At 32.0% G+C, this 21,183-nt stretch carries 26 protein-coding genes; all 26 read left to right on the top strand.

Annotated elements, in window-relative coordinates; translation table 11 throughout:
- Positions 1-3,671 (top strand): DNA-directed RNA polymerase subunit beta (gene rpoB / locus ACTTAQ_RS03385; protein WP_440695556.1); only part of this gene is annotated, 3,671 nt, incomplete at its 5' end.
- Entirely contained in the window at positions 3,671-7,846 is a 4,176-nt protein-coding gene (rpoC, locus tag ACTTAQ_RS03380) for a DNA-directed RNA polymerase subunit beta' (RefSeq protein WP_440695554.1), read from the top strand. The genes rpoB and rpoC, both read left to right, overlap by 1 nt.
- A gap of 169 nt (positions 7,847-8,015) precedes the next feature.
- Positions 8,016-8,387, top strand: a complete 372-nt coding sequence (rpsL, locus tag ACTTAQ_RS03375) for a 30S ribosomal protein S12 (RefSeq protein ID WP_009360101.1) — start codon at positions 8,016-8,018, stop codon at positions 8,385-8,387.
- Positions 8,387-8,857 carry a 30S ribosomal protein S7 gene (gene rpsG / locus ACTTAQ_RS03370; protein WP_440695551.1) on the top strand — a complete coding sequence of 157 codons (471 nt, stop codon included), beginning with the start codon at positions 8,387-8,389 and terminating at the stop codon, positions 8,855-8,857. Before rpsL ends, rpsG begins: the two co-directional genes overlap by 1 nt.
- A gap of 6 nt (positions 8,858-8,863) precedes the next feature.
- Positions 8,864-10,942, top strand: a complete 2,079-nt coding sequence (gene fusA / locus ACTTAQ_RS03365; protein ID WP_440695550.1) for an elongation factor G — start codon at positions 8,864-8,866, stop codon at positions 10,940-10,942.
- A 6-nt stretch (positions 10,943-10,948) separates the two neighbouring features.
- Positions 10,949-11,257 (top strand): 30S ribosomal protein S10, encoded by a 309-nt coding sequence (rpsJ, locus tag ACTTAQ_RS03360; RefSeq protein ID WP_009360104.1) that lies wholly within the window; start codon positions 10,949-10,951, stop codon positions 11,255-11,257.
- Between the two features lie 2 nt (positions 11,258-11,259).
- Complete coding sequence (gene rplC, locus ACTTAQ_RS03355; protein WP_440695548.1) at positions 11,260-12,042, top strand: 50S ribosomal protein L3; 783 nt, start codon at positions 11,260-11,262, stop codon at positions 12,040-12,042.
- On the top strand, positions 12,042-12,671 hold the full coding sequence (gene rplD, locus ACTTAQ_RS03350; RefSeq protein WP_440680046.1) for a 50S ribosomal protein L4: 630 nt from the start codon (positions 12,042-12,044) through the stop codon (positions 12,669-12,671). Before rplC ends, rplD begins: the two co-directional genes overlap by 1 nt.
- On the top strand, positions 12,671-12,967 hold the full coding sequence (gene rplW / locus ACTTAQ_RS03345) for a 50S ribosomal protein L23 (RefSeq protein WP_440695546.1): 297 nt from the start codon (positions 12,671-12,673) through the stop codon (positions 12,965-12,967). The genes rplD and rplW overlap by 1 nt, the downstream gene beginning before the upstream one ends.
- 3 nt (positions 12,968-12,970) lie before the next feature.
- The gene (gene rplB, locus ACTTAQ_RS03340) at positions 12,971-13,801 is read left to right on the top strand and encodes a 50S ribosomal protein L2 (protein WP_009360108.1); all 831 of its coding nucleotides are present in this window, start codon (positions 12,971-12,973) and stop codon (positions 13,799-13,801) included.
- Positions 13,802-13,804: 3 nt separating this feature from the next.
- Positions 13,805-14,107 carry a 30S ribosomal protein S19 gene (rpsS, locus tag ACTTAQ_RS03335; protein ID WP_440695543.1) on the top strand — a complete coding sequence of 101 codons (303 nt, stop codon included), beginning with the start codon at positions 13,805-13,807 and terminating at the stop codon, positions 14,105-14,107.
- Positions 14,107-14,496, top strand: a complete 390-nt coding sequence (gene rplV / locus ACTTAQ_RS03330; RefSeq protein ID WP_009360110.1) for a 50S ribosomal protein L22 — start codon at positions 14,107-14,109, stop codon at positions 14,494-14,496. Before rpsS ends, rplV begins: the two co-directional genes overlap by 1 nt.
- 2 nt (positions 14,497-14,498) lie before the next feature.
- A complete protein-coding gene (gene rpsC / locus ACTTAQ_RS03325) occupies positions 14,499-15,176 on the top strand; it encodes a 30S ribosomal protein S3 (RefSeq protein WP_440695541.1) in 678 nt (225 codons plus the stop codon).
- Positions 15,176-15,592 carry a 50S ribosomal protein L16 gene (gene rplP, locus ACTTAQ_RS03320; RefSeq protein WP_440695539.1) on the top strand — a complete coding sequence of 139 codons (417 nt, stop codon included), beginning with the start codon at positions 15,176-15,178 and terminating at the stop codon, positions 15,590-15,592. The genes rpsC and rplP overlap by 1 nt, the downstream gene beginning before the upstream one ends.
- A 2-nt stretch (positions 15,593-15,594) precedes the next feature.
- Positions 15,595-15,789 (top strand): 50S ribosomal protein L29, encoded by a 195-nt coding sequence (gene rpmC / locus ACTTAQ_RS03315; protein ID WP_009360113.1) that lies wholly within the window; start codon positions 15,595-15,597, stop codon positions 15,787-15,789.
- Positions 15,789-16,019 (top strand): 30S ribosomal protein S17, encoded by a 231-nt coding sequence (gene rpsQ / locus ACTTAQ_RS03310; RefSeq protein ID WP_009360114.1) that lies wholly within the window; start codon positions 15,789-15,791, stop codon positions 16,017-16,019. Before rpmC ends, rpsQ begins: the two co-directional genes overlap by 1 nt.
- Position 16,020: 1 nt before the next feature.
- Complete coding sequence (rplN, locus tag ACTTAQ_RS03305; RefSeq protein WP_009360115.1) at positions 16,021-16,389, top strand: 50S ribosomal protein L14; 369 nt, start codon at positions 16,021-16,023, stop codon at positions 16,387-16,389.
- A 2-nt stretch (positions 16,390-16,391) separates the two neighbouring features.
- Positions 16,392-16,748 carry a 50S ribosomal protein L24 gene (gene rplX / locus ACTTAQ_RS03300; RefSeq protein WP_440695536.1) on the top strand — a complete coding sequence of 119 codons (357 nt, stop codon included), beginning with the start codon at positions 16,392-16,394 and terminating at the stop codon, positions 16,746-16,748.
- Between the two features lies 1 nt (position 16,749).
- Positions 16,750-17,304 (top strand): 50S ribosomal protein L5, encoded by a 555-nt coding sequence (gene rplE / locus ACTTAQ_RS03295; protein ID WP_009360117.1) that lies wholly within the window; start codon positions 16,750-16,752, stop codon positions 17,302-17,304.
- Positions 17,304-17,609, top strand: a complete 306-nt coding sequence (rpsN, locus tag ACTTAQ_RS03290) for a 30S ribosomal protein S14 (protein WP_009360118.1) — start codon at positions 17,304-17,306, stop codon at positions 17,607-17,609. Before rplE ends, rpsN begins: the two co-directional genes overlap by 1 nt.
- A gap of 10 nt (positions 17,610-17,619) precedes the next feature.
- On the top strand, positions 17,620-18,021 hold the full coding sequence (gene rpsH, locus ACTTAQ_RS03285) for a 30S ribosomal protein S8 (RefSeq protein ID WP_440695533.1): 402 nt from the start codon (positions 17,620-17,622) through the stop codon (positions 18,019-18,021).
- Positions 18,022-18,025: 4 nt separating this feature from the next.
- Positions 18,026-18,562, top strand: a complete 537-nt coding sequence (gene rplF, locus ACTTAQ_RS03280; RefSeq protein WP_440695531.1) for a 50S ribosomal protein L6 — start codon at positions 18,026-18,028, stop codon at positions 18,560-18,562.
- A complete protein-coding gene (gene rplR, locus ACTTAQ_RS03275) occupies positions 18,562-18,903 on the top strand; it encodes a 50S ribosomal protein L18 (RefSeq protein ID WP_440695529.1) in 342 nt (113 codons plus the stop codon). Before rplF ends, rplR begins: the two co-directional genes overlap by 1 nt.
- Before the next feature lie 3 nt (positions 18,904-18,906).
- Positions 18,907-19,404, top strand: coding sequence for a 30S ribosomal protein S5 (gene rpsE / locus ACTTAQ_RS03270; RefSeq protein WP_009360122.1), 498 nt, complete (start codon positions 18,907-18,909; stop codon positions 19,402-19,404).
- 3 nt (positions 19,405-19,407) lie between these two features.
- Positions 19,408-19,860, top strand: a complete 453-nt coding sequence (gene rplO, locus ACTTAQ_RS03265; protein WP_440680061.1) for a 50S ribosomal protein L15 — start codon at positions 19,408-19,410, stop codon at positions 19,858-19,860.
- Positions 19,861-19,865: 5 nt separating this feature from the next.
- The gene (secY, locus tag ACTTAQ_RS03260; protein ID WP_009360124.1) at positions 19,866-21,182 is read left to right on the top strand and encodes a preprotein translocase subunit SecY; all 1,317 of its coding nucleotides are present in this window, start codon (positions 19,866-19,868) and stop codon (positions 21,180-21,182) included.
- Position 21,183 lies beyond the last annotated feature (1 nt).

Here is a 21,183-nt window from a genome sequence, read left to right as displayed (position 1 = left end):
GTACTTTCGTTGTTAACGGTATTGAAAGAGTAGTAGTAAACCAAATGCACCGAAGCCCAGGAATTTTCTTAGATCATGATAAAGGAAAAGGACATTCAAGTGGAAAACTTTTGTTTAATTGTAGAGTAATTCCATACAGAGGGTCTTGGTTAGATTTTGAATACGATATAAAAGATATTTTATATTTTAGAATTGATAGAAAGAAAAAAATTCCATCAACTACTTTATTAATGGCTCTTGGTTACCCAAGAGATGAATTATTAAATTTATTTCATGAAAAAATAAAATTTGATTTTGTTGATAAAGATAAACTTAAAACTAAATTTATCCCACAGAGATACAAAAATTATAAACTAAAACATGATCTTGTAAACGCAGATAATAATAAAAAAGTTTTAAAAGAAGGTACTAAAGTAAATATTCCTATAGCAATGAAATTGCAAAAAGAAGGTCTTAAAAATATTTTTGCATCATTAGAGGAGGTTCATGGAAGATATTTTGCTGATGATATCTTCAATGAAAAAACCGGTGAAGTTTATTTTGAATCTGGGGATGAAGTTACTGACGAAAGTTTAGAAAAATTAAAAGCGTTAAATATTAAATCTTTTTATTTATCTGAAATTGATGGTTTAAATATTGGCTCTTATTTAAGAAATACTTTGATTGTAGACAAAAATAATACTGCTGATGAAGCGGTAATGGATATATATAGAATTTTAAGACCAGGAGAGCCACCTACATTAGAAACATCAAGGAATTTATTTAATAATTTATTTTTTAATAATACTCGATATGACCTTTCAGACGTTGGAAGAGTTAAATTAAACTCTAGACTTGATTTAGACTGCGATCCAAAAATTACTGTATTGAGAAAAGAGGATATCCTCAAAATAGCAGAAACAATGCTTAGACTAAAAGATGGAAAAGAAGAAGTCGATGATATTGACCATCTTGGAAACAGAAGAGTTAGATCTGTAGGAGAACTCGTAGAAAATCAATTTAGAATAGGTCTTGTTAGAATGGAAAGAGCTATTAAAGAAAAAATGTCGTCAGTTGAAATCGATACTGTGATGCCACAAGATTTGATTAACTCAAAACCAATCGCAGCATCATTAAAAGAATTTTATGGTACATCTCAATTATCTCAATTTATGGATCAAACTAACCCATTATCTGAGATTACACATAAAAGAAGAGTTTCAGCGTTAGGTCCAGGAGGTTTAACCAGAGAAAGAGCTGGCTTTGAAGTACGTGACGTTCATCCAACACATTACGGAAGAATTTGCCCAATCGAAACTCCAGAGGGGCCAAACATTGGTTTAATTAACAGTTTAGCAACATACTCTAGGGTAAATAAATACGGTTTTATCGAAAGCCCATACCGATCTGTAAAAAATGGAAAAGTTACAAAAGAAATTCATTATTTGTCTGCTATGGAAGAAGGAAGATATACAATTGCACAGGCAAACTCAGTACTAAATACCGATGGAACTTTTAAAGATGAACTTGTTTCATGCAGAAGAAATCTTGGTTTTGAATTGGCTAAACCAGAAAACATAGATTTTATGGACGTATCTCCTAAGCAGGTTGTTTCAGTTGCTTCAGCTTTAATACCATTCTTAGAGAATGATGATGCGAATAGAGCATTAATGGGATCTAATATGATGAGACAAGCAGTTCCTTTAATTAAAAATGAGTCTCCTTTAGTTGGAACTGGAATTGAAAAAGATGTAGCTTTAGATTCAGGCGCAACAATTATTGCAAAAAGAGATGGCGTAGTAGAAAAAATTGATGGAAAAAGAATAGTTGTAAAAGCAACATCTGATAAAGATTTAACAAAATCTGGTGTCGATATTTATAATTTATTAAAATTCCAAAGATCAAATCAAAATACATGCATTAACCAAAGACCTTTAGTTAAAGTTGGTGATGTAATTAAAAAAGGTGATGTGATTGCTGATGGACCATCTACACAATTAGGTGAGTTAGCCCTTGGTAAAAACGTAACTGTAGCATTTATGCCTTGGCTTGGTTACAATTTTGAAGATTCTATTTTAATATCAGAAAGATGTGTTTCTGATGATGTGTTTACATCTATTCATATTGAAGAATATGAGGTTATGGCAAGGGATACAAAATTAGGTCCTGAAGAAATTACAAGAGATATTCCTAATACTAGTGAAGAGGCTCTACGTAACCTTGATGAGTCAGGAATTGTATATGTGGGCGCTGAAGTAAAACCTGGAGATATTTTAGTTGGAAAGCTTACACCTAAAGGAGATACAAAAGTTTCATCAGAAGAAAAATTATTAAGATCTATTTTTGGAGAAAAAGCAACGGATGTAAGAGATACATCATTAAAAATGCCATCAGGAACAGGTGGTACTGTTGTTGAAGTTAGAGTGTTTAATAGACATGGAATTGAAAAAGATGAAAGAGCTTTATCAATTGAAAAATCTGAAATTGAAGCTGTAATGTCAGATAAGCAAGCTGAGGAAAGTATTTTAGAATTAAATATAAAAATTAGAGCTCAACAGATTTTATCCAAAACAAGTTTAACTGAAGACTACAAGACTTTCTCAAAAGGAAGCAAATTAAGTGATGATGAGGTTAGAACATTATCTCTATCAGATATATTCAAACTAAAACTAGATGATGCAAGGTCAAATGAAGATTTATCTACATTGAAAGAGCAGTACAATAAGGCAAAAAAAGACATCCAATCAAGATTTGAAGACAAAGTTGATAAAATTGAAAGAGGTGATGAATTGTTACCTGGTGTGATGAAAATGGTAAAAGTTTTTGTAGCCATGAAAAGAAAACTTCAACCTGGCGATAAAATGGCTGGTCGACATGGAAATAAAGGTGTTATTAGCAGAATAGTTCCTGTTGAAGATATGCCTTATATGGCTAACGGAAAACCTGTTGATGTTTGTTTAAATCCACTTGGCGTTCCAAGTCGTATGAACGTAGGTCAAATTTTAGAAACTCATTTAGGCTGGGCATGTTCTGAGTTAGGTGAAAAAGTTAATAAACTATACAACGAATACAAAGCTAAACAAAAAACATTTGAGCAAGCAAAAGATGCGCTTGGTAAGATTTATAATAATAGTGAAATTGACAAAGAAATTAAAAAGTTAAAAGAAGATGAAACCAAAGACCTTCTTCATAATTTATCAAGTGGAGTGCCTATTGCTACTCCAGTCTTCGACGGTGCAAGTGTTGAAGATGTAACAGGAATGTTAAAGTTTGCAGATTTACCTGAAAGTGGGCAAACAACTTTATATGATGGAAGAACTGGTGAAAAATTTGATAGAGAAGTGACGGTGGGTATTATTTATATGCTGAAACTTTATCACATGGTTGATGATAAAATTCATGCAAGATCAACTGGACCTTATAGTTTAGTTACACAACAACCTCTTGGTGGTAAAGCTCAATTTGGTGGCCAAAGATTTGGAGAAATGGAAGTTTGGGCCCTCGAAGCATATGGAGCAGCTTACACATTACAAGAAATTTTAACGGTCAAATCAGATGATGTTGCAGGTAGAACAAAAGTTTATGAAACAATTGTAAAAGGTGATGATGATTTTGAATCTGGTATTCCAGAGTCGTTTAACGTTTTGGTTAAAGAAATTAGATCATTAGCATTAAATCTGGAGTTAAATTAATGAGTAAAGAACTAACAAATTTATTTTCAAAAAAAGTTAATAAACAAGACTTTTCTAAAATTAAAATTTCATTAGCAAGTCCAGAAAAAATAAGATCCTGGTCGTTTGGTGAAATAAAGAAACCAGAGACTATTAATTATAGAACTTTCAAACCTGAAAAAGATGGTCTTTTCTGTGCAAGAATTTTTGGACCAGTTAAAGATTACGAATGTTTATGTGGAAAATACAAAGGAATGAAATTCAGAGGTATTATTTGTGAAAAATGTGGAACTGAAATCACTAAATCTAATGTTCGAAGAGAAAGAATGGGACATATTGAATTATCTACTCCTGTGTCACACATTTGGTTTTTGAAATCTTTACCAAGTCGAATAGCATTATCACTAGACTTAAAATTAAAAGATTTAGAAAAAGTCTTATACTATGAAAACTTTATTGTCATTGAACCAGGTCTTACAAAATTAGAAAAAAATCAGATTATTTCAGAAGAAGAGTTTTTGAAAGCACAAGATGAATATGGCGAAGATCAATTCTCTGCTGGTATTGGTGCTGCAGCGATTAGAGAATGCTTGGCTAATATTGATGTTGAAGCAGAGAGAGATAAATTAAGAGAAGATATAAAAACAATTAATTCAAAAGTTGTTTTAGAAAAAACTATAAAAAGATTAAAGCTATTAGAATCTTTTGCAGATTCAGGGAATAAACCAGAGTGGATGGTACTTACAACATTGCCAGTAATTCCACCAGAGCTAAGACCTTTAGTTCCTTTAGATGGTGGTAGATTTGCAACATCAGATCTAAACGATCTGTACAGAAGAGTTATAAATAGAAATAACCGATTAGGAAGACTGATGGACCTTAGAGCTCCCGATATCATTGTAAGAAATGAAAAAAGAATGCTTCAAGAGTCAGTAGATGCATTATTTGATAATGGTAGAAGAGGAAGAGTGATTACTGGAACAGGTAAAAGACCATTAAAGTCTTTAGCTGAAATGTTAAAAGGTAAACAAGGAAGATTTAGACAAAACTTGCTTGGTAAACGAGTAGATTACTCTGGAAGATCAGTAATTGTTGCCGGACCTGAATTAAAACTTCATCAATGTGGTTTACCAAAGAAAATGGCTTTAGAGTTATTTAAACCTTTTGTTTACGCAAGATTAGATAAATTAGGTTACGCTACAACAATTAAACAAGCAAAAAAAATTGTTGAAAAAGAAAAACAAGAAGTTTGGGATATTTTAGATCATGTAATTAGACAACATCCAATTTTATTAAATAGAGCTCCAACCCTTCACAGACTAGGTGTTCAAGCTTTTGAACCTATTCTAACTGAAGGTAAAGCAATTCAATTACACCCATTAGTTTGTGCTGCATTTAACGCTGACTTTGATGGTGACCAAATGGCAGTACACGTACCTTTGAGTATTGAAGCACAACTTGAGGCAAGGGTGTTAATGATGTCAACGAATAATATTTTACATCCTGCTAATGGAAAACCGATTATTGTTCCTTCGCAAGATATGGTATTAGGAATTTATTATTTATCACAAGAGCCACTTGGTAAAAAAGAAGACAAGCCTCAAGGATACTTTTTAAATACTGACCAAATTATGCTTGCGTTAGAAAGTGGTGATATCAATATTCATACTAAAATAGTCTCAAGATTTGAAACCAAAGATGAAGATGGAAATCAAAAGTTTTTAAAATACACAAGTACTGCTGGAAGATTTTTATTAGCAAACGTATTACCTAAAAACAAAAGTATTAAATTTGATTTAGTAAATAGAGTACTTGCAAAAAAACAAATATCAGAAGTTATAGATGTTGTATTTAGATTCTGTGGTCAAAAAGAAACAGTTATTTTCTGTGATAAAATCATGGCACTTGGTTTTAAAAATGCGTTTAAAGCAGGTATTTCATTTGGAAAAGATGATCTAATCATTCCAGAAAGTAAAGAGACAATTATTTCTGAAGCAAAAAAAATGGTTGAAGAATACGAAAACCAATATGCTGAAGGATTAATAACAAGAGGTGAAAAATACAATAAAGTTATCGATCAATGGTCTAAGTGTACTGACAAAATTGCATCTGAAATGATGGAAATTATCTCAAGTCCTCAACAAGATAAAGACGGAAGAGTAAAATCAAATTCAGTATTTATGATGGCAGATTCTGGTGCAAGAGGATCACCTGCTCAAATGAAACAGTTAGCTGGTATGAGGGGTTTAATGGCGAAACCATCTGGTGAGATTATTGAAACTCCAATTATTTCAAATTTTAAAGAGGGTTTAACTATTTTAGAGTATTTCACATCAACACACGGAGCACGTAAAGGTCTTGCTGATACCGCCTTGAAGACTGCAAACTCTGGGTACTTAACTAGAAGACTGTGCGATGTATCTCAGGATGTTATTATTAATGAAAAAGATTGCGGTTCCAAAAAATCAATTACAATTTCTGAAATTATTGAAGGTGGAAATGTTGTTGTAAGCTTATCTGAAAGAGCATTAGGTAGAAATGCTGCAGAAGATATTAAAAACGCTCTTACGGGTGAAGTTATCGTTAAAAAAAATCAAATGATTGATGAATTTAAGTGTGAAGATATTGAAGCTGCTGGAGTTAAAAGTTGTAATGTTTATTCAGTAATGACCTGTGAAAGTAATCAAGGAGTTTGTTCAAAGTGTTATGGTAGAGATTTAGCTAGAGGTATTCCGGTATCTATAGGAGAGTGCGTTGGAATGATTGCAGCACAATCAATTGGAGAGCCTGGTACTCAGTTAACAATGAGAACTTTCCACGTTGGTGGAACTGCGCAAATTAAAGACGATTCATCTATAACAGCACCAGATGCTGGAACATTAAAAATATCTAATAAAAACTTAGTTGAAGACTCAAGTAAAAACTTAATCATCATGGGAAGAAACATCGAATTAACCCTTGAAAAAGATGGTGTAGTTTTCGCGTCGTTTAAAGTTCCGTATGGTTCAAAGTTATATGTTAAGCCAGATGAACAAGTTAAAAAAGGACAAAAAATTTGTGATTGGGATCCATATACAGTACCGGTTATTGCTGAGACATCTGGAATTGCAAATTATGTTGATCTAGTTGATGCAGTATCTATTGCAGACAAGACTGATGAAGCAACAGGTATTTCATCTAAAATAGTTTTAGATTGGAGATCTCAGTCTAAAAATTTAGATTTAAAACCTAGAATTACTTTGAGAGACAGCAAAGACAAAGTGGTTTTAAAAGCAGATGGAAATGAAGCTAGATATTATTTATCTCCTGAAACAATTTTATCAGTGGCAGATGGAGATAAAGTGAACGCAGGAGATGTATTAGCAAGATTGCCAAAAGCAACTTCAAAAACTAAAGATATTACTGGAGGTTTACCAAGAGTTGCCGAATTATTTGAAGCTAGAAAACCAAAAGATGGCGCGATAATTGCCGAAAATGATGGTGAAATTATTTTTGGAAAAGAAATTAGAGGTAAGCAAAAAATTACTATTAAAGAAAAAGATGGAATAGAGTCTAATTATTTGATCCCTAAAGGAAAGCAAATCAATTACAATCCTGGTGAAAAAATTACAAAAGGTGAATATTTGTTAGACGGAAGTCCAGCACCACATGATATTTTAAGAATATTAGGAATAGAAGCACTAACAGATTACTTTGTTAACGAAGTTCAAGATGTTTATCGATTACAAGGTGTTGTGATTAACGATAAGCATATCGAGGTTATTTTAAGACAAATGTTAAGAAAATTAGAAGTTAAAGATCCTGGGGAGAGTAGTTTATTAGCAGGTGAGGTGATGGATAAAATAGATGCTAAACATTTAAACGCTAAATTAAAAGAAGAAGGTAAAAAACAAATAGAATTTGATCCTGTAATGCTTGGTATTACAAAAGCTTCATTACAAACTAAATCATTTATATCTGCAGCTTCTTTCCAAGAAACTACTCGCGTATTAACTGATGCTTCAATTAAAGGAAAAGCTGATGATTTAATGGGATTAAAAGAAAACGTGATTGTAGGTCGATTAATTCCAGCAGGTAGCGGAAAAAGCAGACAAAAATACAATAAAATTGCTAAAGACAAAGACATTGAACTACAAAATAAGATGGCAGCTGAAGCAATTACCTCTGAGACTGAAGAACAGCCAGCTGAGGTCTAATAGCCTTATAAATTAACGATTTTTTTACATTAAATCACACACGCAATTGTTGACGTTCTTAAAATAATCAGTATTAATAGCGCACTTTTTAAGGTAGCACGTAAAGCTACGTTGGCTTTAAACTACTACCAACTGCTTACCAAATTGTTTCCTTAAAAAGAATATTATTATGCCAACTATAAACCAGTTGTTAAAAAAGAAACGTGTAAAGCAAGTGATTAGGAATAAAGTTCCTGCATTACAAGCTTGCGCATTAAAACGTGGTGTTTGTACAAGAGTGTATACAACAACTCCAAAAAAACCAAACTCAGCTTTAAGAAAAGTTGCGAGAGTAAGATTGTCAAATGGATTTGAAGTTACTGCATACATTCCAGGCGAAGGTCATAATTTGCAAGAACACTCAGTTGTTATGATTAGAGGTGGTAGAGTAAAAGATTTACCAGGTGTTAGATACCACGTTGTAAGAGGTTTGTTAGATACTCAAGGTGTTGCTAATAGAAAACAACAAAGATCTAAGTATGGAGCGAAGAGGCCTAAATAATGTCAAGACGTAGAAGACAAGCGAAAAGACAAATTATAGACGATCCAATTTACGGATTAAAATCAGTTTCAAAATTTATAAATGCATTAATGATTGGTGGAAAAAAAACCACTGCAGAAAAAATTTTTTATAATTCATTTAGTTTAATTAAAGAAAAAGCAAAAGAAGATCCTGTTAAAGTTTTTAATGAGGCTATTAAAAATGTAAAACCAAATTTAGAAGTTAAATCAAGAAGAGTTGGTGGTGCTACTTATCAAGTACCCGTTGAGGTAAAAGCTGATCGTGGCCAAGCATTAGCGATTAGATGGTTACTAGATGCTGCAAAAAAAAGAGGTGACAAAACAATGCAAGAAAGATTGATGAAAGAATTTCTTGATGCATCAACAAATAAAGGATCGGCAATTAAAAAAAGAGAGGACACACATAAAATGGCAGAGTCGAATAAAGCTTTTGCTCATTTTAGATGGTAGAAAATTATGAGTAAAGTTTACGCTAAAGATAAATACAGAAATATTGGTATCATGGCACATATTGATGCTGGAAAAACTACAACAACTGAAAGGGTTTTATATTACACAGGTAAGTCTCATAAAATTGGTGAAGTGCATGATGGGGCAGCAACAATGGATTGGATGGAGCAAGAACAAGAAAGAGGAATAACAATTACTTCAGCTGCAACAACCTGTTTTTGGAAAGATCACAGAATTAATATTATCGATACCCCAGGCCACGTAGATTTTACTATTGAAGTTGAAAGATCTTTAAAAGTATTAGACGGAGCTGTTGCTGTATTTGATGGCGTTGCAGGTGTTGAACCACAATCAGAAACTGTTTGGAGACAAGCAGATAAGTACAAAGTTCCAAGAATGTGCTTTGTAAATAAACTAGACAGAACTGGTGCTGATTTCTACCGATGTGTAGACATGATTAAAGAAAGATTAGGTGCAACTCCTTTAGTTTTACAAATTCCAATTGGAGCTGAAGCTGATCTACAAGGTGTTGTAGACTTAGTTAAAATGAAGGGTCTGGTTTGGGAAGCAGAAGATCTTGGAGCAAAGTTTAATGAAGTTGATATTCCTGCTGACTTAAAAGAAAAAGCTGAAAAATATAGACAAGATCTTGTTGAAACAGCAGTTGAGCAAGATGAAAAATTGATGGAAGCTTACTTAGAAGGCAAAGAAATTAGTGAAGAAGACTTAAAAAAATGCATTAGAAAAGGTACATTAAATTTTAGTTTTGTACCTGTATTAACTGGTTCTGCATTTAAAAATAAAGGTGTGCAACCTTTATTAGATGCAGTAGTTGATTTTCTTCCAAGTCCTTTGGATCTTAATGAAATAAAAGGAACTAAACCTGGTTCAGATGAGGAATTAGTTAGAAAATTTGATGATAGTGAACCTTTTTCAGCGCTAGCATTCAAGGTTGCCAATGACCCTTTCGTAGGAACTATCACATTTATTAGAATTTACTCTGGAAAATTAGTTTCTGGAACTGGAGTATTAAATTCATCTACAGATAAAGAAGAGAGAATTGGAAGAATGCTATTGATGCATGCTAACGATAGAGAAGATATTAAAGAAGCAAGCACAGGAGATATTGTTGCCTTAGCAGGTTTGAAACATACAATTACTGGACATACTCTTTGTGTTAAAAACAATCCGATTGTTTTAGAGCCAATGGAGTTTCCTGACCCAGTTATTGAGATTGCTGTTGAACCAAAAACAAAAGGTGACCAGGAAAAAATGGGTGAAGCTTTACAGAGACTGGCAAAAGAAGATCCATCTTTCAGAGTGTCATCAGATACTGAGTCTGGTCAAACCATTATTAAAGGTATGGGCGAACTTCATTTAGATATTATTGTAGATAGAATGAAAAGAGAATTTAAAGTAGATGCAAATATTGGTGCACCACAAGTTGCTTATAGAGAAACAATCGAAAGATCAGCTGAAGTTGATTATACACACAAAAAACAGTCTGGTGGCTCAGGACAGTTTGCAAGAGTAAAATTAATTGTAGAACCACAAGAACCAGGTAAGGGTAGAGAAGTTGAAAGTTTAATTAAAGGTGGTGCGATACCTAAAGAATTCATTCCTGGTGTTGAAAAAGGAATTGAAGGTGTGGCAGACTCTGGAATTTTAGCAGGCTTTCCTGTTATTGATTATAAAGTTCAAATTATTGATGGGTTACACCATGATGTTGACTCTAGTGTCTTAGCTTTTGAAATAGCTTCAAGAGCTTGTTTCAAAGAAGCATGTCAAAAAGGCGGTCTAAAGCTTTTAGAGCCAATTATGAAAGTTGAAGTAGTAACCCCAGAAGATTACATGGGTGATGTTATTGGTGATTTAAATAGTAGACGTGGTCAAGTTGGGTCAACCGACAAAAGAGGAAATGCAACAGTGATTAATGCAAATGTTCCTTTGGCTAATATGTTTGGTTATGTAAACAACTTAAGATCAATGTCTCAAGGAAGAGCCCAATATACTATGCAATTCTCTCATTATGAAAAAGTTCCTCAAAATGTTCAGGACGAAGTAACAAAGAAACTGGCAGGATAATAACAAATGGATCAACAACATATCAGAATTAGACTACAAGCTTACGATCACAAAATATTAGATCAATCAACCGAAGAGATTGTAAATACTGCTAAAAGAACTGGTGCTCAAATTAAAGGACCTATTCCACTTCCAACAAAAAAAGAAATTTATACTGTATTGAGATCACCTCATATTGATAAGAAGAGTAGAGAGCAATTTGAGACAAGAACTCATAAGAGACTAATTGATATTATGGAACCAACACCAGCTACAATTGAAGCTTTAATGAAGTTAGATTTAGCAGCAGGTGTAGATGTGGAGATTAAAATTTAGTTATGGCTATTGGATTGGTAGGAAAAAAATTAGGAATGACACAAAGATTCTTTGAAAATGGAGAGTCTCTGCCAGTGACTGTATTAAAAATTGAAAAAGCGAAAGTTGTTGATGTAATTAATAAAGAAAAAAGAGGCTATTCAGCTGTTCTAGTTGGGTACGGACATATAAAAAATTCAAAACTTACAAAACAAATGAAAGGCTTTTTTGCAAAAAAATCACAGGAGCCCAAAAAAATTCTTAAAGAATTTAGATTAGAAAACACTGAAGAGTTAAAACCAGGAACTGAAATTAATTTAGACGTTTTAAAAGATAAAAAATATGTAGACGTAAGAGCAAAAACTATCGGTAAAGGTTTTGCTGGATCAATGAAAAGGCATAACTTTGGCGGTATGAGAGCAACTCACGGGGTATCAATTTCTCATAGAGCACACGGCTCAACTGGTCAATGCCAAGATCCTGGTAAAGTGTTTAAAGGCAAAAAAATGGCTGGGCACATGGGGGCTAAATACAGAACTACGTTAGGCTTAGAGGTAGTTGAGGCAGATTTAGAAAATAATTTACTATATCTAAAAGGAGCAGTTCCAGGAAGCAAAAATAGTTACGTTGAAATTCAAGAGGCAATCAAGAATAAAAATAAATCGTCAATTAAAGAAAGAGTTGAAAAATACAAAGCTTCATTAGCAGAAATGCAATCTACAAAGAAAGATAAAAAGAAAAAAGATAAAAAAACTGAAACTCTCGCAACTGAAAAAAGTGAAGGTGAAGGGGCTGAGAAAAAGTAATGAAAATTAATGAAATAAGTATTGATGGTAAAAATGTTGGTTCTTTAGAAGCTTCGGATAAAGTTTTTAAAGTTAAACCAAGAAAAGATATTATTCAGCAAGTGATTGACTGGCAACAAAATAGAATGTTTAAAAAAACTGGTCATACTAAGAGCAGAGGTGAAGTTAAAGGTTCAAGAAAAAAAATAGTACAACAAAAAGGATCGGGTGGTGCAAGACATGGTAATATTACTGCGCCTATATTTGTAGGCGGTGGTATTGCTCACGGACCAAGACATAGAGGTAATTACGCAGTTAAAAAATTAAATAAAAAAGTTAGAAAATTAGGATTAGTCCATGCTTTATCGGTAAAGGCGAAGTCAGATCAAATTGCAATATTTAATGAACCAAAAATGTCAGGTTTAAAAACTAAAAATTTTAAAGATTTTTTAAAAAATATTAAGTCAAAAAGTGCACTATTTATTCACCATAAAGACGCTCCAAAAGAATTTGTTAGAAGTATTAAAAACATTCCAAACTCAAAAAAGTTAGAAGATGTGGGAACGAATGTTTACGATTTAATTAAATATGAAAAAGTTCTTTTCACAAAAGAATCTTTTAAAGCAATTGAAGAAAGGTTAAATAAATAATGAAAAACGAAAACGCAGCATTTGATATTATTTTATCTCCAGTCATTACTGAGAAATCTACAAATTTAAATGCATTAAACAAATTAACTTTTAAAGTTGCGAAAGATGCAAATAAATCTTCAATTAAAAAAAGCATTGAGAAACTTTACAAAGTAGAAGTAATCAAAGTGAATACGATTTTATCAAAGCCAAGAGTTAAAATGGTAAGAGGTAAAGTTGGCAGTAAAACAGGATATAAGAAAGCAATTATCACTTTAAAAGAAGGTCAGACAATTGATATGACAGCAGGAGTTTAATAAATGGCATTAAAAAGTTTTAAACCTTATACAAAATCAACAAGATCAACAATATTGGTTGATAGAAGTGATTTGTGGAAAGGAAAACCTGAAAAAAGTCTAACAAAGTTTAAAAAAAGAGCTGTTGGAAGAAATAACCAAGGTCGTATTACAACGAGACACAAAATGATGGGTCATAAAAAAAGATACCGTTTAATTGATTTTAAAAGATCCAAGAATGATATTCCAGCTGAAGTTAAACGTTTTGAATATGACCCGTTTAGAAGCGCAAATATAATGCTTATAGAATATCAAGACAAAGTTTTAAGTTATGTTTTAGGTGTCGAAGGACTTAAAATTGGCGATAAAGTAGTTTCTGGTGACAAAACAGAGGTTCAAAAAGGAAATTCAATGATGTTAAAAAATATCCCAGCAGGCACATCAGTTCATAATATTGAATTAACTCCTGGAAAGGGTGGAATATTGGCAAGATCTGCAGGATCTTCGGCAACAGTTATGGGTCAGGATGATGATTATACTCTAATTAAACTAGGATCCGGTGAAACAAGAAAAATTTTATCAAAGTGTAAAGCGACAATCGGGCAAGTTTCTAACGTAGATAATAAAAACAAAAAAATTGGTAAAGCAGGAAGAAATAGATGGTTAGGTAAAAGACCTACTGTAAGAGGTGTAGTTATGAACCCTGTAGATCACCCACATGGTGGTGGTGAAGGTAAAACATCAGGTGGAAGAAACCCAGTCACTCCTTGGGGACAAGGAACTAGAGGATTAAAAACAAGAAATAATAAAAAAACAGATCAATTTATTATTTCTAGAAAGAAAAAGAGAAGATAATTTATGGCTAGATCAGTTTGGAAAGGACCATTCGTTCACCCAAGTCTATTAAAGAAAGTAGATAAAGGTGGTGATGCTTTAAAAAGACCAATCAAGACATGGTCACGTAGTTCTACTATTGTCCCTGAATTTGTTGGTTTAAAATTTGAAATACATAACGGAAAAAAGTTTATCCCAATTACTATTTCTGATGAAATGGTTGGTCATAAATTAGGGGAGTTTGCTCCTACTAGACAATTCTTAGGACATACTCCAGCTGATAAAAAAGCAGGCGCGGCTGCTGCACCAAAAAAGGATGCTAAATAATGCCTAAAAACATAAAGCCTACAAAAGACTTATCTACTGTAAAAGCGGTCTACAGAAATTTAAGATCAAGCCCTAGGAAAATTAATGACATTTTAAGATCTATCAGAGGAAAAAAAGCTGATATCGCTTTAAGAAATTTACAATTTTCAGAAAAAAGAGTTTCTAAAGAAATTTCAAAAACAATTAAATCAGCAGTGGCAAATGCTGAAAATAATAATCAATTAGATATTGATAATTTATTTATTAAAGAAGCTTATGTTGGAAAAGGAATGGTAATGAAGAGATATAGACCTAGAGCTAGAGGAAGGGCTGGTGAAATTAAAAAACCATTTTCTAACCTAACAATTATTGTAAGTGAAAAAAAAGAAACTGAAGGAAAAAGAGCTTAATTATGGGACAAAAAGTTAATCCAATTGGAATTAGGTTAAAAATTAACAGAACTTGGGATTCTGTGTGGTTTGCTAAAAAGCAAAATTATGGGACGTATTTAATAGAAGATTTTAAAATCAGAAAATACATTAATAAAACAATTAAAAACTCTGGTGTTTCTAAAATTTTAATAGAAAGACCTTCAAAAAAATGTGTTGTAACAATCTATACATCAAGACCAGGTTTTGTAATTGGAAAAAAAGGCTCTGATATTGAAAAGATAAAAAATAATATATCAAAAATTACTAATGATGAAGTAAGTGTAAATATTAAAGAAATTAGAAAACCTGAACTTGATTCATACTTAGTTGCTGAAAACATTGCTCAACAATTAGAAAAAAGAGTTGCATATAGAAAAGCAATGAAAAGAGCTATGTCTTCATCTTTAAGACTTGGGGCAAAAGGAATTAAAGTTACTGTAAGTGGTCGTTTAGGTGGAAATGAAATCGCAAGAACTGAATGGTTAAGAGAAGGTAGTATACCACTTCACACATTAAGAGCAGACGTAGATTATGCCGAAGCTGAAGCTTCTACTACTTATGGAATTATAGGTGTAAAAGTTTGGATATACAAAGGTGTTGTTTTCCAAAAAGATTTACAAAAGAAAATTGAAGCTGAAAAAAAAGAGGAAGCTAATTAATGTTACAACCATCAAGAACAAAATTTAGAAAAGCACACAAAGGTAGAATTAAAGGAAAAGCTACAAGAGGTGCAGCTTTGAATTTCGGGTCACATGGCCTACAGGCTCTAGAACCTGAAAGAGTAACTTCTAGACAAATAGAGGCAGCCAGAGTTGCTTTAACAAGACACATGCAAAGAAAAGGACGTGTTTGGTTGAGAATTTTTCCTAATATTCCTGTTTCAAAAAAACCAATAGAAGTTAGGATGGGTAAAGGAAAAGGTTCACCCGAATTTTGGGTATATAGAGTAAAACCTGGTCGAGTAATTTTCGAAATAGATGGAGTTAGTGATACGGTAGCAAAAGAATCTTTTGATAGAGCAGCTTCTAAACTGCCTATCAAAACAAAAATTATCAAAAGGAATTTAAATTTATAGAAATGAAAACCTCAGAAATTAAAAAATTAACAGTAGCTCAACTACAAAAAGAGTTGACGAATTTTAAAAAAGAGCAATTCAATTTAAGATTTCAAAAAGTTAATTCTCAAGTTCAAAATACTGCTAGAGTTAGAACTGTAAGAAGATCTATTGCAAAAATTTTAACTTTTCTAAACCAAAAGAAGAAAGATAACTAATGCCAAAAAGAGTTTTAACAGGAAAAATTGTAAGTGCTAAAAATCAAAATACTGTAGTAATTCAGGTAGAAAGAAAATTTAGACACCCAGTATTAAAGAAAGTTTTAAAAAGATCTAAAAAGTATCATGCTCATTATGATACAGGTGAATTCAAAGTTGGAGATGAAATTAAAATTATTGAGTCCAAACCAATTTCTAAATTAAAAAAATGGAGAGTTTTGGAGAATTAATATGATTCAAGTTCAAACAGAAATGGAAGTTGCTGATAATACTGGTGCAAAAAGGATTGAATGCATCAAAGTTCTTGGTGGCTCTAAAAGAAGATACGCTAGTATTGGTGACATCGTAGTGGTTAGTATCAAAGATGCTATGCCAAAAGGTAAAGTTAAAAAAGGTGATGTTCACAAAGCCGTGATCGTAAGAACAAAAAAACAAATTCAAAGAAATGATGGTTCGGCTATTAAATTTGACAAAAATGCTGCTGTATTAATAGCTGCAAATGGAGAGCCTATTGGGACAAGAATATTTGGCCCTGTAACTAGAGAACTTAGAGATAAAAAACATATGAAAATTATATCTCTGGCACCAGAGGTTTTATAAAAATGAAAACAAAACTTAAAAAAGGACAAACAGTTCAATTAATTACAGGTGCTGACAAAGGTAAGTCAGGTGAAATAATTAAGCTGTTTCCAAAAAATTACAGCGCTCTTGTAAAAGGGGTAAATGTGAAGAAAAAACATCAAAAACCAACTAAAGAACAAAAAGGTGGAATAGTTAGTATTGAAAAACCTGTTCATTTATCAAATTTGAAAATTATTGATGGTAAAAAAAGCCAAGAGAAATCAAAAAAACAAGACACAATAAAAACTGAAACAAAAGCAAAAAAAACTGAAGCAAAAACTAAAAAAACTGAAGTAAAAACAAAAAAAACTGCAGTGAAAAAAAAGGTAGCAAAATAAAATGGAACCAAGATTAAAATCTATCTACAAATCAGAAATTCTTCCTCAATTAAAAGATAGCCTGGGAGTAAAAAATGTTATGCAAGTTCCAAGACTTGAAAAAATTGTAATTAATATGGGTCTTGGTTTAGATGCAAATGATAACAAAGTTTTAAAAACAATTGAAACTGACCTTGCTAACATAGCAGGGCAAAAACCTGTTGTAACGAAATCAAAAAAAGCAATCTCTAACTTTAAAACAAGAGCAAAGATACCCTTAGGATTAAAGGTGACTTTAAGAAAAAATAATATGTACTTTTTCCTCGATAGATTGATTAATATTGCTTTACCAAGAATTAAAGATTTTAGAGGATTAAACCCAAAAAGTTTTGATGATAATGCAAATTATAGCTTTGGTGTTAAAGAGCATGTAATTTTCCCTGAAGTAAATTTTGACAAAGTCGACAAAGTTCGAGGAATGGATATTACAGTAGTAACCTCAACAACTGATAAAAACCAATCAAAAGCATTATTAGATAAATTCAATTTTCCATTTGTAAAGAAAGGAGCTAACTAATGGCAAAAGTATCAGCTGTAGAAAAAAATAAAAAAAGAATAAAGTTAGCAAAGAAATATGAAGCTAAGAGAAAGAAGCTAAAAAAAATAGTTATGGATAAGAAAGTAAATTTAAATGAAAGATTTGAAGCAGCATTGAAGCTTGCAAAGTTACCAAAGAATTCTGCAAAAAATAGAATAAGAAATAGATGTGAAATAACAGGTAGACCACATGGTTATTACCGTAAACTTAAAATGTCTAGAATAGCCCTTCGAGAACTTGCTTCTATGGGTAAAATTCCAGGCATGACAAAATCAAGTTGGTAGGAGATAGATTATGACAATAAGCGATCCAGTAGGAGATATGTTTGCAAGAATTAGAAATGCACAACAGAGAAACCATCCACATGTAATGGTTCCATCTTCTAAATTTAAAAAATTTGTTTTGGATGCGATGGAAAGAGAAGGATTTATTGAAGGCTATGAAACAGTTAAGAATGAAGATACTTCATATGATCATTTAAAGGTTAATTTAAAATATGTTCATGGTAACCCAGTAATTAATGAAATTAGTAGAGTCTCTAAACCTGGAAGAAGAATTTATACAAGATTTGATAGTTTGCCCAGAGTTCAAAACGGTCTGGGTGTTGCAATTATTTCAACATCTTATGGAATTTTAACTGACAATGAAGCTAGAGAAAAAAAAGTTGGAGGAGAAATAATCTGTAATATTTCTTAATAATATGTCTAAAATAGGAAAAAAACATATACCAGTACCAAGTGATGTAAAAGTTCAAATCAATGGTAATAAGATTAATTTAGAGGGCCCAAAAGGTAAGAAGTCTCTTGATATTAATATTGAGTTTTTAAATATTACTTTTGAAGAAGGTAAAATCATTGTTGCTCCAAAAGATCCAAAAAAACAAAATAAAATTATTTGGGGTTTGCAAAGAAGTTTAATTAATAACGCGGTTATTGGAGTTGGAAAAGGTTATGAAGAGACTTTAAAATTAAATGGCGTAGGTTTTAGAGCAAATTTAAAAGGTAAACAATTACAGCTTCAACTAGGATTTAGCCATGACATTATGTACGATATACCTGAGGGAATTTCCTTAAAAGTTGATAAACAAACTACGATTATTATCAGTGGTGTAGATAAAGAATTGGTTGGAAAAACTGTTGCTGATATTAAATTTTATAAACCTGTAGAACCTTATAAGCAAAAAGGAATAACTTCAGAGGGGCAATTTATTTTGAAAAAAGAAGGTAAAAAGAAATAATGATAAGCAAAAGTAACAAACGAAAAAATAGAGTAAGATTTAAAATTAAAAAAGTAAACAAAGATAAGCCACGTCTTACTGTTTTTAGATCTGCAAAAAATATTTACGCTCAAGTTATAGATGATAATAAAAGAGTAACTCTAGCAAGCGCTTCTTCAGTAGAAAAAAATATTGAAAAAAAACCTAAAAAGGATCTTTCTGAGATAGTAGGAAAGTTAATTGCTGAGAGGTGTTTGGAAAAAGGATGTAAAGAAGTTTATTTTGACAGAGGTAAATACAAGTACCATGGTAGAGTCAAACAACTGGCAGAAAGTGCAAAAACTGGAGGATTAAAATTTTAAAGTATGAGTCAAACAAGTGAATTTAAAGAAAAATTAGTTGCAATTAATAGAATTACAAAAGTTGTAAAAGGCGGAAGAAGATTTGGATTTGCAGCGCTTGTGGTAACTGGAAATCAAAAAGGACAGGTAGGATTTGGCCAAGGTAAAGCCAAACAAGTTCCGGACGCAATAAAAAAAGCTTCTGAAGCTGCAAGAAAATCTTTAGTAAAAGTTGCGTTAAGAGAAGGAAGAACACTTCATCACGATGTAAGAGGAAGAAATGGCGCAGGTAAAGTTTTATTAAGAAGCGCACCAGCTGGTACAGGAATCATTGCGGGTGGTCCTGTTCGTGCAATTTGCGAGATGTCAGGAATTCAAGATGTGGTTGGAAAATCTATTGGATCTTCTAATCCTTACAACTTAGTTAGAGCTTCTTTTGATGCATTAACTAAGCAAAAATCACCTAAAGAAATATCTTTAATTAGAGGTAAAAAAATTAAGGAAATAGTTTCAAGGAGATAAAGAATGCAACTTAATACTTTAAACAAAAAAATTCATAAAGCTAAAAAAAGAGTTGGAAGAGGTATTGGCTCTGGTCTAGGGAAAACATCAGGAAGAGGTGTAAAAGGTCAAAAATCAAGATCTGGAGTTGCGATCAAAGCTTATGAGGGTGGACAAATGCCCTTGTACAGAAGATTACCGAAAAGAGGTTTTAACTCTCTTTATAAAAAAGAAAAAAATATTGCTATAAATTTAGATAAAATTTCTAAATTAATAGAATCTAAAAAATTAGATTCATCAAAATCTATTGATTTAAGAAAATTTTTATTAAGTTCAAAAGCTCCTAAAAAGTTGAAAGTAAAAGTTCTGGGCACAGGGGATTTAAAAGTGAAAGTAAGTATTCTTGCTGATCAATTTAGTAAATCCGCGCAAGCTAAAATTGAAAAAGCTGGCGGATCTATAGAATTAGTCAAATAATATAAATGTCTGGTTTTGCTCAAAATGCAGAAAGTGGCTTAGGGGCCTTTTCAAAAGCTGACGATTTAAAAAAGAGAATATTATATACTTTATTAATTCTTATAATTTATCGGTTTGGGACTTATGTTCCTTTACCCGGTATTGATCCAACATCATTAAAAGAAATTGTAGGCGGTAATCAGAGAAGCCTTCTTGGTATGTTCAATGTATTTGCGGGTGGTGCTGTACAAAGAATGGCAATATTTGCGCTTGGTATTATGCCATATATTTCAGCATCAATTATAATTCAATTGCTTACTGGAGTAACAGAGTACTTTAAAAATTTAAAGGCTCAAGGTGAAGTTGGAAGACAAAAAATTACTCAATATACAAGATATGGAACTGTGATTTTAGCTTTAATACAAGGTTATGGAGTTGCGATTAGTTTAGAAAATTCTCAAGGCATTGTACAAGACCCTGGACTTTATTTTAGATTCGTAACTACTGTTACACTATTAACTGGAACAGTATTTTTAATGTGGTTGGGTGAACAAATTACGGCTAGAGGTATAGGAAATGGAATTTCGTTAATAATCTTTTCTGGAATAGTTGCAGAGATCCCTGGTGCTCTTGCTTCTACTTTTGAATTAGGAAGAACTGGGGCAATATCTAGTGGAATAATAATTTTAATTTTATTGCTTTTATTAATAGCGATTTATTTTATTGTTTTTGTTGAAAGAGCTCAAAGAAGAGTTTTGATTCAATATCCAAAAAGACAGCAAGGTAATAAAATGTACGGTGGTGAATCTTCATATTTACCGTTAAAAGTAAATACTGCTGGAGTAATACCTGCAATTTTTGCATCAGCATTATTATTATTACCAATAACTCTTTCTAATTTTTCATCATCTTCAGAAAATTCTATTTTAATCTCAATAACTTCAATGTTGGGTCAAGGAAAACCTCTTTACATGATATTTTTTGCAGCTGGTATAGTTTTCTTTTCATTTTTTTATACATCAATTGTTTTTAATCCAACTGAAACAGCAGATAATTTAAAAAAATATGGTGGATTTGTTCCTGGTATTAGACCAGGTGAGCGTACAGCTTTATTTATTGAAAATCTTTTAACTAAATTAACAGTTATTGGGTCTGCCTATTTGGTAATTATATGTTTATTACCTGAAGTTTTGATAGCAAACTATCCTGTGCCATTTTATTTAGGTGGAACATCATTATTAATCGTTGTTGTAGTTGGAATGGATACAATCACGCAAATACAAACAAGATTAATGAGTGTTCAATATGAATCATTAATTAAAAAAACTAAATTTAATAGATAAA

The sequence above is a fragment of the Candidatus Pelagibacter sp. HIMB109 genome (assembly GCF_052048155.1).
GTDB lineage: Bacteria > Pseudomonadota > Alphaproteobacteria > Pelagibacterales > Pelagibacteraceae > HIMB114.
Note: the sequence above shows the minus strand (reverse complement) of the source record. Positions and strands in the feature narration are given on the sequence as shown.

Excerpts from the sequence above, each read along its gene's own strand:
- rpoC (WP_440695554.1), top strand. The coding sequence starts at position 3,671 with ATGAGTAAAGAACTAACAAATTTATTTTCAAAAAAAGTTAATAAACAA.
- rpsL (WP_009360101.1), top strand. The coding sequence starts at position 8,016 with ATGCCAACTATAAACCAGTTGTTAAAAAAGAAACGTGTAAAGCAAGTG.
- rpsG (WP_440695551.1), top strand. The coding sequence starts at position 8,387 with ATGTCAAGACGTAGAAGACAAGCGAAAAGACAAATTATAGACGATCCA.
- fusA (WP_440695550.1), top strand. The coding sequence starts at position 8,864 with ATGAGTAAAGTTTACGCTAAAGATAAATACAGAAATATTGGTATCATG.
- rpsJ (WP_009360104.1), top strand. The coding sequence starts at position 10,949 with ATGGATCAACAACATATCAGAATTAGACTACAAGCTTACGATCACAAA.
- rplC (WP_440695548.1), top strand. The coding sequence starts at position 11,260 with ATGGCTATTGGATTGGTAGGAAAAAAATTAGGAATGACACAAAGATTC.
- rplD (WP_440680046.1), top strand. The coding sequence starts at position 12,042 with ATGAAAATTAATGAAATAAGTATTGATGGTAAAAATGTTGGTTCTTTA.
- rplW (WP_440695546.1), top strand. The coding sequence starts at position 12,671 with ATGAAAAACGAAAACGCAGCATTTGATATTATTTTATCTCCAGTCATT.
- rplB (WP_009360108.1), top strand. The coding sequence starts at position 12,971 with ATGGCATTAAAAAGTTTTAAACCTTATACAAAATCAACAAGATCAACA.
- rpsS (WP_440695543.1), top strand. The coding sequence starts at position 13,805 with ATGGCTAGATCAGTTTGGAAAGGACCATTCGTTCACCCAAGTCTATTA.
- rplV (WP_009360110.1), top strand. The coding sequence starts at position 14,107 with ATGCCTAAAAACATAAAGCCTACAAAAGACTTATCTACTGTAAAAGCG.
- rpsC (WP_440695541.1), top strand. The coding sequence starts at position 14,499 with ATGGGACAAAAAGTTAATCCAATTGGAATTAGGTTAAAAATTAACAGA.
- rplP (WP_440695539.1), top strand. The coding sequence starts at position 15,176 with ATGTTACAACCATCAAGAACAAAATTTAGAAAAGCACACAAAGGTAGA.
- rpmC (WP_009360113.1), top strand. The coding sequence starts at position 15,595 with ATGAAAACCTCAGAAATTAAAAAATTAACAGTAGCTCAACTACAAAAA.
- rpsQ (WP_009360114.1), top strand. The coding sequence starts at position 15,789 with ATGCCAAAAAGAGTTTTAACAGGAAAAATTGTAAGTGCTAAAAATCAA.
- rplN (WP_009360115.1), top strand. The coding sequence starts at position 16,021 with ATGATTCAAGTTCAAACAGAAATGGAAGTTGCTGATAATACTGGTGCA.
- rplX (WP_440695536.1), top strand. The coding sequence starts at position 16,392 with ATGAAAACAAAACTTAAAAAAGGACAAACAGTTCAATTAATTACAGGT.
- rplE (WP_009360117.1), top strand. The coding sequence starts at position 16,750 with ATGGAACCAAGATTAAAATCTATCTACAAATCAGAAATTCTTCCTCAA.
- rpsN (WP_009360118.1), top strand. The coding sequence starts at position 17,304 with ATGGCAAAAGTATCAGCTGTAGAAAAAAATAAAAAAAGAATAAAGTTA.
- rpsH (WP_440695533.1), top strand. The coding sequence starts at position 17,620 with ATGACAATAAGCGATCCAGTAGGAGATATGTTTGCAAGAATTAGAAAT.
- rplF (WP_440695531.1), top strand. The coding sequence starts at position 18,026 with ATGTCTAAAATAGGAAAAAAACATATACCAGTACCAAGTGATGTAAAA.
- rplR (WP_440695529.1), top strand. The coding sequence starts at position 18,562 with ATGATAAGCAAAAGTAACAAACGAAAAAATAGAGTAAGATTTAAAATT.
- rpsE (WP_009360122.1), top strand. The coding sequence starts at position 18,907 with ATGAGTCAAACAAGTGAATTTAAAGAAAAATTAGTTGCAATTAATAGA.
- rplO (WP_440680061.1), top strand. The coding sequence starts at position 19,408 with ATGCAACTTAATACTTTAAACAAAAAAATTCATAAAGCTAAAAAAAGA.
- secY (WP_009360124.1), top strand. The coding sequence starts at position 19,866 with ATGTCTGGTTTTGCTCAAAATGCAGAAAGTGGCTTAGGGGCCTTTTCA.